Genomic DNA, 9,800 nt, shown 5'->3' with positions numbered 1-9,800 from the left:
TCTTTTGGGATGGGATCGTCCTCGAGTGATTTTGTTTTGCGTTGTCGATTAAAGTGCTTGAGTACGGCCTCAGATAATTCACCCGCCTCGCCCAGAGAGTTCCGTTCGGATATTTCCTAAATGGCGGAGAGGGAGGGATTCGAACCCTCGCGGCAGATTGCTCCGCCCTACCGGTTTAGCAAACCAGCCCCTTCAGCCTCTTGGGTACCTCTCCGTGGAAATTGTGATTTTTGGTGGTTACGAGCGATCTGGGCTACAGACGGAAATTATACGGTATTTTATGAGTAATTGCTATGTTCGGTAATTAAACATAAGCATAAGTACGAATAAAATACAAAGCTTGACAGTAAATCATAATATGTTTTAATTTCATGTGAAGGTTATTGGCTCGGGAGTATGTCAAGATTTTTTTGAATGGCCGCAATAAGTTCTTGGTCGCTGCCCTGTGTCGCCGTGAGTAGATCCGTTGCAGATGTGAGATAGCCGCGGTCATATGGGGTTGCTTCAAGCCCAGCTCGCAAGCTGTTCTGCATCGAGGAGTAGTCCCCTTGCCTATAGCTGATTGTAGCGAGCAAGAGGTAATCCGAGGATGACTTTGTAGTCTTAGATTCAAGTAATCGCTTAGCTTGTAGTGGGGCGCCCAGCGTCGGTAGTTTGTAGATGCCGGACTGGTCGATTATTTTTTGCTGGATTATTTCGCACGCCTGGTTAAGGTCCTTGGCGCGTTGACTTTGGGTATTTGCTGCATTTTGACGAATTTCTGCACAGATATTTGTGTTTTGTTCGATGTTTAATGTTGCTTGAGTCTTGAGAATCTGTACGTCTGCCCCCCGACCCTTCTCGTCTCTCAGTACTTCCTGCGCTCGTGAGAAATCATACCCCTGTATGTATGCTTGTGCGGCCTCAACTCGGAGCGCAGGACGAGCAGCTACATATGTCTCCCCTGCTCTCTTGTACTGGCCGCCAGCTTTGTAGCTGTCAGCGAGTGCTCGTGAAACTTCTTGGTCATTGCCGGTGGCACGGAGTAGTCGGATATAGGCTCCTTCTTGCTCTGCCTCAGGAAGAGCTTGGATTCTCGTAATTTCTGCGCGAATGACTCCCCTATTCGCGCGAATCAAGAATGGCACAGTGAACGAAAAAATGAACCATGCGAGAGCACAGCTACCGATTACGATGAGTAGCTTAGGATTCCAGCTCTTGGAGTGCTTGCGTGATCGTGTCGCGTGCATGGAGTGCTTCTTCTAGTCTAGCACGCTCTTGCTCGACGACCGACCTCGGAGCATTGGTGACAAAATTGTCATTCTGAAGCTTGGCCTCGATGAGCTGTATGTGACGGATTTTTTCTGCTAGCTCTTTTTTGAGTTTTGCCCGCTGTACTTTATCAGATTCTTTTTGCTTAGTTGCGAGGATTTCGACAATTTGAATATCAAATTGCTTGCCAAGTTTGGTCTTTGTTCGTATACTAGGAGTAGGCCAACGTTCGGTGATGAGCTGTCCGTCTGTCCAGGAGAGTTCCTGCCAGATAGCCTCGGTCACATAGGGGGCGAACGGATGCAGTAATCGTAGGATTACTTCGAGAACGTAGGCGAGTACCTCAGGATTGAGGGATTGCTTAGCGTATTCGATATAGCAGTCCGCGAAATCATGCCAGAGGAGGTGATAGATAGTTTCGCCTGCCTCGGAGAAGCGGTAGTTATTGAGATGGGTGGTGACCTGCTTGATGGCTATGTTGGACTTCTCGACAATCCAATGATCAGCAGGGGAGAGGAGTGATGATTCTTCTAGGGTTAAGCTACGGATTTGATCGACGTGGCTGTCTTCGAGGCGTCCGCTGACAAATCGAGCAACATTCCAGAGCTTGTTACAGAAATTACGGTAACCTTTGATCTTTTCTTCAGAGAGTTTGCCGTCATTACCAGGTGTAATGCCGATGGAGAGTGCGAGGCGGAGTGCGTCAGTGCCGTATTGAGCGGTGATTTCCATAGGATCACCATAGTTGCCCTTTGACTTCGAGAGTTTCTGGCCTTTTTCGTCAGTGACCATACCCCAGAGGTATACATTCTCGAAGGGGACTTTGCCGGTCTTATATAGGGAGAACATAACCATACGAGTGACCCATTTGTGGAGGATGTCACGGGCGGTTGCCATCGTGGTTGTGGGGTAGAAGTCCGACCAGTTCTCGCCGAGGCTTGTCATGAGCGTGGCATATGGCCACTGACCAGATGAAAACCAAGTGTCAAAGGTGTCGGTTTCAGCGCGATAGTTACCAGCACCATAGTAGGCAATAGCTTCATCTTCGGACTTGGCGATGATGTATGATTTCTTATCTGCATCGTGGCTAGTTTTGTAGTACACCGGGATACGAATGCCCCACCAGATCTGTCGCGAGATACACCAGTCATGTTCGTTTTTGAGCCACTCGAGTGCTATCTTCTTAAAGCGCTTTGGGTAGAGTTTCACGTGCTCGCTTTCGATGGCTTCAATGACGGGCTTATTGAGCTCAGCGATGCGCATGAACCATTGTTCAGTGATGAGTGGCTCTATCTGCGCGCCAGATCGGTCTTGCAAGGCTACAGAGTGAGCATAAGGGGATGTCGAGACAAGCTTACCCGAGGACTCCAGAGCTGCAACAACTTTTTCGCGTGCTTCTTTGACGTCGAGGCCAGCATATTCTTCTGGTACGTTAATCATCTTGCCATCAAAGTCGATGACAGTGAGCTGGGGGAGGCTGTGTCGCAGCCCGACTTCATAGTCGTTTTTGTCATGCCCGGGAGTAATCTTGAGTGCACCGGTACCAAAGTCTGGCTGCACGTGTTCATCAGCGATGATTGGGATTGGGCGATCGACAAGGGGAATGATAGCGTCTTGACCGATCAGATGGGCGTAGCGATTATCTTGAGGATTTACCGCCACCGCAACATCGCCGAAAATCGTCTCGGGACGCACGGTAGCTATCTGAATTGAGCCATAATCTAGGGTGTAGAGTGGGTCTTCTTGCTCGACATGCTTGAGCTCGATGTCCGCGTAGGCTGATTGCGTGACAGGATCCCAGTTGACGATGCGATTGCCGCGATAAATAAACCCATCATCATGCAGCTGCCTGAAGGTATCGAGTACGATGTCGACGATGTCTTGATCGAGAGTGTATTTGAGCTTGTCCCAATCCGCCGAGAAGCCCATAGCTTGCATCTGCTCGATCATGGTGCCCTTGTGCTGCTCTACGAAGTCCCAGACTTCGGTATAAAACTTTTCTTGCCCGAGATCGTGTCGAGTTTTTCCATCTTTGGCGAGCTGTTTTTCGTACACAAATTGTGTCTCGATGCCTGCATGATCGGTGCCTGGCTGCCAGATAGTGGGGCGCCCTTGCATACGTGCATAGCGGGTCATGATATCTTCGACGACGTACATCAAGTGCCCGGCGTGCAGCGAGCCGTTGGCATTTGGTGGCGGCATGATTATTGAGAATGGTTTCGCATCGGGGGCAGGGGAATTGCCGCCCAGACCGTAAGACTTATGATCTTTCCATAGCTGGCGAATTTGTGGCTCATATTTTGAAGGCTCGTAGGCTTTTTCCATACCCATTAGACTAGCGCAAATCAGGAGTAGATGCTAGGTACAGGTGCTCAAACATGTGCCGTATGTCCATATACTGAGTAAAATTACTGCTTGTACGTACCGCTGTGCAGATGGGATGCCTTGATAGAGGGGTAATCAGATGTGATCATCAAGCGCTTGTAAATGATGAATGATAGGGCTATTATTCAGGTAATTATTAGGAGAAAATTATGAGCAAGGTAGCTATCGGCGTTGGAGTGATTATATTATTTGGTCTTGGAGTGGGTGGATATATGTATTTTAGAGGGGTGCAACCTTCTCCCAGCCAGTCTTCTTCAAGCCAGACAAGCACCACTACGGCAGTAGAAAACTCAAGTATGAACCTAAACAGCCTAGCTTCAAGCGGTCAGCCTAGAGAGTGTATATTTACTACTACCGTTAGCAATGGTACTGGTGAAGGACATATGTATTCAGATGGCAAGGGGCTGGCGAGGCTCACCATCAATACTACAAGCTCTAGTGGTGAGCAAGGTGAATCAAACACACTTCTCAGGGACGGCAAAGCATACAGCTGGACCAACTACAGTGGACAAATGATGGGCTTTGTAATGCCTATGAGCTCAGCTCCTGCACCAGACTCTGGAACAGGCGACGCCTCAACTAATAGCAACAATACAAATTTCAATGTGACTTGCAAAGCTTGGGCAGTGGATTCTGGTAAGTTTTCAGTTCCGAGCGATATTCAGTTTCAGTCCCTGGGGCAATAAACGGCTACAGTACTTCGAGGCTTGAATCAGCTTCGAGAATAGGGGATTCTGCAATATGCCCGCGTTGTGCCATTTGGTAGGCGAGGGCGCCGATCATCGCGGCGTTGTCGGTGCAATATTCGAACGGAATGATGCGAGCTTGGGGCAGAGCCTCTAGCACTGCTTCGCGCAGGCGCTTATTGGCGCTCACTCCGCCACCAATCGCGATGCTCTTAGGTGAATGTGCTTGAGACGCACGTACAAGCTTCTCAACGAGCGTTTCTACCACAGTGCGCTCAAAGCTGGCTGCGATGTCCGAAATCGCTTGTGGTGACAGCCGGTACGTTTTACGAAGCTCGTAATGCCTAGATTGATTACCGGGTTGATCCCCGACAATCTCTTGGACCTGTCGTAACACCGCTGTTTTCAAGCCTGAGAATGAGTATTCGAGAGAATCCTTGCCGAGATTCGCTTTCGGAAAATGATATTTCTGATCATCGCCATTGACTGCCGCCTTAGAAATATTAGGTCCACCAGGGTAGGGGAGGCCAAGCAACTTAGCGACCTTATCAAAAGCTTCACCAGCGGCATCATCCCTAGTAGCTCCGAGCGTTTTGAAGCTGAGATCTTCTTGGAAGAGTAGGAGGCGAGAGTCACCACCAGATACGATGAGCGCTAGAAGAGGGAACTGCGGCTGCTCACCGTCAGTAAGAAAGCTGGCAAAAGCGTGCGCCAAAATGTGGTTTACGCCGATGAGAGGTTTCTTTTTCTCGATCGCGAGTACTTCTGCGGTTAACACACCGATGAGTAAGGATCCGATCAGACCGGGCCCGCGGGTCACCGCAATCGCATCAATATCATCCCAGCTGAGCTGAGTGATCTCGAGCGCCTCCTCGATGACTGGAATGACGACCTCTATGTGACTACGAGCGGCTACTTCAGGCACGACACCACCGAATTGGGCATGCAAGTCGGCTTGACTGGCGACGATATTCGCGAGTACCTGGCTCCCATCGCGTACAATCGCACAAGCCGTCTCATCACAGCTCGATTCGATCGCAAGAATGGTTCGGATTCCTGATCCCATATCTGATAATTCTAGCGTGCAAACCAGTAAATGAAAAGCACCATACCTCCGGTCCCATCAAGCTAAAGCGCCTCAAGCACTACAAATAGGATTGTCGGACTTACAGTGCACGAAACATCATCCTCACATAACTCGCTGGCAAAAGAGGTAAATTGACAGTGGCAACTAGCCATAAGAGCTCGCATGGCCTGTCAGTCGCACTGAAGAAACGGTTCGATCTCGCGCTCATTCGAGCGTGTGGCATGGCATGATGCACTGGCAAGCAAATCGCATCGCGGTACAGCAATATGATTCGCCCGATCCGGATGACAGAATCGATTGGTATCAGGATTTCGTGAGCGATAAACATCTCGTGGCGGTTTATGCCGCACAGAGTAGCCGGGCACTAGTGCGGATCGAATATCAGCGTGGTATGACACGCGAGCATCTCATACAGCCTCGGGCTTTGATGGTGCTGCTTGGGCCCGACCTGTGATCCAATGATCCGCGCCGGCAGCACTGTGTCGGGAAGGCGTTCGGTGCTGAGCCGCGGACATCGATTGCTCTGCGCATGAAATCTGACCGGATCAGACGAGTCACATAAAAACACCCCGTCTTCTCGATGATGTAAAGACGGGGGGTAATCATGCCTGAGACATGGTCTTTTCGCTACAGGCGAACGAGCGCACAGGATGCGATGAGTGTGCAGATAAGAACGGCGCTGATGCCGAGGATTGACGCACAAAAAATCGGCAGGCCGATGAAATCATCACTGGGCCAAGGCCCGTAGACCCGTTCTGCGTGGTATTCATCCATCATGCCGTCAAGTCTGCTCATGGCGCCCCTCTTTGCAGATCTGTTTGCTGATCAATTCAACGATCTTGTAGGCGATAATGAGTGGTGAAAACACTAACAGTATCACCAGTACGACCAGCGCTAATGCTGTATCGAAGTACAAAGCTATCTCGGCCTTCACGCGATCGTTCATCTCAATTGCGCCGGATGCGATCGACGAGAAACTTGATCGTGACACCAGTGATGACGACTGGGGGCACAAAAACGCCGACTAGCATTGCGCCGACGATGACCAGCTCCATCATGGTCGATTCACCATCGTAGTCGCCTTCGAGTATCGAGCTTGTGAAGGGTGCAGTCGACGCATCGCTTCTGTGGGGCCAGGAACTGGTATCGGCAGAGCCTACGTCGGAATCCGCGGGATCGCGGCCTTCTCGAGCTTCTACGTGTATGGAACGGGCTGATGCTGACATGGTACTCTCCTTGCCTGGTGGGCGCGGTAGGTGCGGGGTGTTTGAGTATTTTACAGATCGAGGCCGCTAAAATCAAGCCCATTGCCGTGATGTACGCTAGGTGTGTATCTGCGCTACAATGGAGGTCTATGCATAACTTCGACGCAGCAACCTGGGATGAGAAGATCGAGAAGCTTGGCGGGGGCATTCTCCAGAGTTCAGTCTGGGCGAGGTTTCAGGAGACGCTCGGACGTGATGCGGTCCGGAATCAAAGCACTGATTGGGCCTGGCAAGGGATCGTTCGGCACTCAAAAGGACTGCATTATCTGATAGTACCGTATGGCCCAGTCGTGCGGGGGAACGCGAAAGAAGCCTTGCAGGCGCTTGTATTTGCAGGAGAGGAGCAAGGCGCTGACTTCGTGCGTCTGGAGCCGATCGGCGAAGTAACCGAGGCAGATATGCGCTCCTGTGGTGCAAGACGGATACCAGAAGTGCAGCCACAGCACACGTTTGTGCTGGATTTGGCGAAATCACATAAAGATTTGCGAGCAGGCCTTGATTCGGGTCATCGTAATCGCATAAATACAACCGAGAAGCGGGGGATAGAGGTGCGACAGATCAAGAATATGACACCGTTTGGAGATTTCATGCGACTGATGACTGACACGGCTCGGCGCGCGCATATCGTTAATTACCCCGAGAGCTATTATCGACAGCTCGCGGAGTGCCTGATCGAGCAGAGGATTGCGAGCTTCTATGTGTCAACCGTTGAGGACGGGAAGCCTGCGAGCGTCTCGCTGGTCTATGACTGGGGCGGCACGCGCTCCTATGCGCATACTGGTAATGATCAACAGCTAAATCGACAGTATAATGTGGCAGTTTCGGCAGCGTGGCGGATGATTATTGACGCGAAGGATCGGGGTCTCAAACGGTTTGATTTCTGGGGGGCAGCCCCCCATGACGAGGGTGGGCACAAATGGTCGGGGATCACAGCCTTCAAGAAAGGCTTCGGTGGTGAGCGAGTGAGTACGCTCGGTACCTGGGATATTCCATTGAAGCGTGGTAAGTATGCAGTCTACTCGGCGTATCGTAAGTTGCGCGGATAAAAAAACCGACAATCCACATCGGGATTACCGGTATATTTTGGTATGAGCTACACAAGCTCCATCTTCCGGTGAAGGATGCCAGCACTAATAAGTGGCTCGTCATCGGTCGTGACGAAGCCCAGTCGCTCGTAGAATCCGACGACATTCTGACTTCTCGCATCGTCAGCCTGGGCATACAGGAAGATCTTACGATCAGGGAAATGCTCTTGGAGTTGGGCGATGACATATTCCATGAGCTGTGTCCCGATGTGCAGCGCGCCGCGCTGATCAGGGTCAACGCAGACGCGGCCGATCTTGAAACCTTCTTCGTAAGCGACTGCACGAGCAGCCGCGATTGGTACGAACTCGGTGCTATCAAGCGCTAGGGCGTACACGACGAAGTGGTAGGCCGACTCGTCATGCAGATCGCGATCGTGAATCGCAGGAATCCCTTGCTCTATCTGGAAGACCCGGCGGCGCACCGCGTAAGCGTGTTCGCGAAGTGAGTCGTGAAACTTGGTATGAAGTGTGGGGGTCGAGAAGAAGTGTAGCCACATAATGCGCCTCTCGTAGGTAGGTGCGAACGGGGTGGCTATCATAAAATAAAAGACACAAATATGCAATATGTTGGGTGGAATAAAAATAGCCGACCAACCCCTAAGGGATGATCGGCAGGAGACAACAGTCTCAAGGGTAGGGATCGACCTCATCCCATCCGAAGTGAGTGGCACAGGCGTGGCTGTAGCGGATCGCACCTTCGCGATCGCGTAGCTCGGCTTCGCTCGGCTCCTCGGAATCAAGGTCTAGTAAGGTCTGAGCGCGATCGGCGCCGTATCGATATGATAGTGCTTGTACCAGATCATCTCGATACAGCATACCCAACTCGAAGAAGAAGTCGTCGTAGTTTGTGATACCGTCAAACAGACTGAAGAGCCGCTGTTCGATATCTCGACGTTCTAGCGCCGTGAGTCCGTCGTTGTCGAAATACAGCTTCACCAGCAGGTCGAGTAGATGCAGGTGCGAGCCATCCACGAACCATGCTCTTGCTCGATCGACATCACCGAGTGTGGTGCTGGCGAGACGGTACATCATGAGCATGTGCTCATCGACGCTAAGCATGCGCTCTCGGTCGTGAAGCGTTTGTTCGACGGCCTTCAACGCGCGGTAGCGCTTGAGGGGATCGACACGAGGGTCGGTTGCGAGCATCCCGTTGGCGCGCAGCTCCAGATCCTCGTCGCCATGAATGATCTCAGCAAGATCTGCGGGAGTAAAATTCAACACTCCGGGCTCAAACAGGCCTAGCTCGAGACACATGTCGTAGAGGATACGGGCGCAATCTGCGTTGCGAAGATCCAGTGCTTCGCACGTGAGGCGCTTGAGCTCGCGAACTTCTTCTCGCTTCAGTCCGGCTTCGGTTTCGAGATCGATATGGAGCTTGAAGCGCGGTTGCTTCTTGGCGGGTGTTTTGGTACTTGGCATGGGGACCCCCTTAAGGTGCGTAGGAATGCCAATTGGCATAATATTACAACTGAACTATATGATTGTCAACAACTTATAACAACAACTTGAGGTGAAGCTGTGGCATAATAAGAGCATGATTCGACGAGCCTCATCCGAAGAAGTCCAGAATTGGAACGAACTTGTTCGCGATAATCCTGACAGCGGACACATCTACCAGTCACTCGAGTGGGGGGTGTACAAGTCGGAATATGGGTGGAAGCCGCTGCATTTGATCTGGGAGAATAAGAGCGAGCGAGTGGCGGTGCAGTTGATCATCAAGGAAGCTCAAGGCTTCGGTACACTTTGGTATATTCCCAAGGGTCCGGGTATGTTTACTCGCTATGAGCCACATAAGCCAGACAGGCAGCGCTTCGAGAAATTTACAGAGGACCTCACGGCGTACGTGCGCGATCATGATAAACGCGCCTTTATGCTGATGATCGATCCGGAATTGCTTGCAGGAAGCTTTGATCCGAAGTCGACCGGCTGGCAGAAGAGTGTGCATGATCTGCAGTTTAAGGCGACGATTATCGTTGATATTGACAAGGACGATGAAGCGCTGTTGACGAGCTTCAAGCAGAAGACCCGCTACAATATTCGC

Annotated in this window: 11 protein-coding genes and 1 tRNA gene; 4 read left to right on the top strand and 8 right to left on the bottom strand. The window is 51.2% G+C overall.

Annotation, left to right across the window (positions count from 1 at the left end):
• Window positions 1–121: 121 nt before the first annotated feature.
• The 3 genes from IT415_01635 to IT415_01625 all read right to left on the bottom strand — a co-directional run bounded on the left by IT415_01635 (window position 122) and on the right by IT415_01625 (window position 3,582).
• Window positions 122–214, bottom strand: a tRNA-Ser gene (locus tag IT415_01635).
• A 166-nt stretch (window positions 215–380) separates the two neighbouring features.
• On the bottom strand, window positions 381–1,229 hold the full coding sequence (locus IT415_01630; GenBank protein MCC7543392.1) for a hypothetical protein: 849 nt from the start codon (window positions 1,227–1,229) through the stop codon (window positions 381–383).
• A complete protein-coding gene (locus tag IT415_01625) occupies window positions 1,183–3,582 on the bottom strand; it encodes a valine--tRNA ligase (protein MCC7543391.1) in 2,400 nt (799 codons plus the stop codon). Before IT415_01625 ends, IT415_01630 begins: the two co-directional genes overlap by 47 nt.
• A 203-nt stretch (window positions 3,583–3,785) precedes the next feature.
• Here IT415_01625 and IT415_01620 point away from each other — a divergent pair, with 203 nt between their 5' ends.
• Entirely contained in the window at window positions 3,786–4,322 is a 537-nt protein-coding gene (locus IT415_01620) for a hypothetical protein (GenBank protein MCC7543390.1), read from the top strand.
• A gap of 4 nt (window positions 4,323–4,326) precedes the next feature.
• On the opposite strand, the gene tsaD is transcribed toward IT415_01620, so the two are convergent.
• Complete coding sequence (tsaD, locus tag IT415_01615; GenBank protein ID MCC7543389.1) at window positions 4,327–5,388, bottom strand: tRNA (adenosine(37)-N6)-threonylcarbamoyltransferase complex transferase subunit TsaD; 1,062 nt, start codon at window positions 5,386–5,388, stop codon at window positions 4,327–4,329.
• A 247-nt stretch (window positions 5,389–5,635) separates the two neighbouring features.
• Between tsaD and IT415_01610 the strand changes: the two genes are divergently transcribed.
• Entirely contained in the window at window positions 5,636–5,863 is a 228-nt protein-coding gene (locus tag IT415_01610) for a hypothetical protein (protein MCC7543388.1), read from the top strand.
• A gap of 173 nt (window positions 5,864–6,036) precedes the next feature.
• On the opposite strand, the gene IT415_01605 is transcribed toward IT415_01610, so the two are convergent.
• Both IT415_01605 and IT415_01600 read right to left on the bottom strand, forming a co-directional pair.
• The gene (locus IT415_01605) at window positions 6,037–6,204 is read right to left on the bottom strand and encodes a hypothetical protein (protein ID MCC7543387.1); all 168 of its coding nucleotides are present in this window, start codon (window positions 6,202–6,204) and stop codon (window positions 6,037–6,039) included.
• The gene (locus IT415_01600; protein ID MCC7543386.1) at window positions 6,191–6,355 is read right to left on the bottom strand and encodes a hypothetical protein; all 165 of its coding nucleotides are present in this window, start codon (window positions 6,353–6,355) and stop codon (window positions 6,191–6,193) included. The genes IT415_01605 and IT415_01600 overlap by 14 nt, the downstream gene beginning before the upstream one ends.
• A gap of 408 nt (window positions 6,356–6,763) precedes the next feature.
• On the opposite strand from IT415_01600, the gene IT415_01595 reads away from it, so the two are divergent.
• Window positions 6,764–7,720: a peptidoglycan bridge formation glycyltransferase FemA/FemB family protein gene (locus tag IT415_01595; GenBank protein ID MCC7543385.1), complete on the top strand. Its 957-nt coding sequence runs from the start codon at window positions 6,764–6,766 to the stop codon at window positions 7,718–7,720.
• 47 nt (window positions 7,721–7,767) lie between these two features.
• Here the strand turns inward: IT415_01595 and IT415_01590 are convergent, their stop codons facing one another.
• Window positions 7,768–8,256: a GNAT family N-acetyltransferase gene (locus IT415_01590; protein ID MCC7543384.1), complete on the bottom strand. Its 489-nt coding sequence runs from the start codon at window positions 8,254–8,256 to the stop codon at window positions 7,768–7,770.
• Window positions 8,257–8,386: 130 nt separating this feature from the next.
• Complete coding sequence (locus IT415_01585; GenBank protein MCC7543383.1) at window positions 8,387–9,178, bottom strand: hypothetical protein; 792 nt, start codon at window positions 9,176–9,178, stop codon at window positions 8,387–8,389.
• A 115-nt stretch (window positions 9,179–9,293) separates the two neighbouring features.
• Between IT415_01585 and IT415_01580 the strand changes: the two genes are divergently transcribed.
• The coding region (locus IT415_01580; GenBank protein ID MCC7543382.1) for a peptidoglycan bridge formation glycyltransferase FemA/FemB family protein at window positions 9,294–9,800 on the top strand (507 nt) is incomplete at its 3' end.

The sequence above is a fragment of the bacterium genome, assembly GCA_020854115.1.
In the GTDB taxonomy this organism is placed as follows: Bacteria; Patescibacteriota; Saccharimonadia; order CAILAD01.
The sequence above is the reverse complement of the archived record's forward strand: the minus strand, read 5'-3'. Positions and strand labels throughout refer to the sequence as shown.

Excerpts from the sequence above, each read along its gene's own strand:
- IT415_01610 (MCC7543388.1), top strand. The coding sequence starts at position 5,636 with ATGATGCACTGGCAAGCAAATCGCATCGCGGTACAGCAATATGATTCG.
- IT415_01600 (MCC7543386.1), bottom strand. The coding sequence starts at position 6,355 with ATGAACGATCGCGTGAAGGCCGAGATAGCTTTGTACTTCGATACAGCA.
- IT415_01595 (MCC7543385.1), top strand. The coding sequence starts at position 6,764 with ATGCATAACTTCGACGCAGCAACCTGGGATGAGAAGATCGAGAAGCTT.
- IT415_01585 (MCC7543383.1), bottom strand. The coding sequence starts at position 9,178 with ATGCCAAGTACCAAAACACCCGCCAAGAAGCAACCGCGCTTCAAGCTC.
- IT415_01590 (MCC7543384.1), bottom strand. The coding sequence starts at position 8,256 with ATGTGGCTACACTTCTTCTCGACCCCCACACTTCATACCAAGTTTCAC.
- IT415_01625 (MCC7543391.1), bottom strand. The coding sequence starts at position 3,582 with ATGGGTATGGAAAAAGCCTACGAGCCTTCAAAATATGAGCCACAAATT.
- IT415_01605 (MCC7543387.1), bottom strand. The coding sequence starts at position 6,204 with ATGAGCAGACTTGACGGCATGATGGATGAATACCACGCAGAACGGGTC.
- IT415_01630 (MCC7543392.1), bottom strand. The coding sequence starts at position 1,229 with ATGCACGCGACACGATCACGCAAGCACTCCAAGAGCTGGAATCCTAAG.
- tsaD (MCC7543389.1), bottom strand. The coding sequence starts at position 5,388 with ATGGGATCAGGAATCCGAACCATTCTTGCGATCGAATCGAGCTGTGAT.
- IT415_01620 (MCC7543390.1), top strand. The coding sequence starts at position 3,786 with ATGAGCAAGGTAGCTATCGGCGTTGGAGTGATTATATTATTTGGTCTT.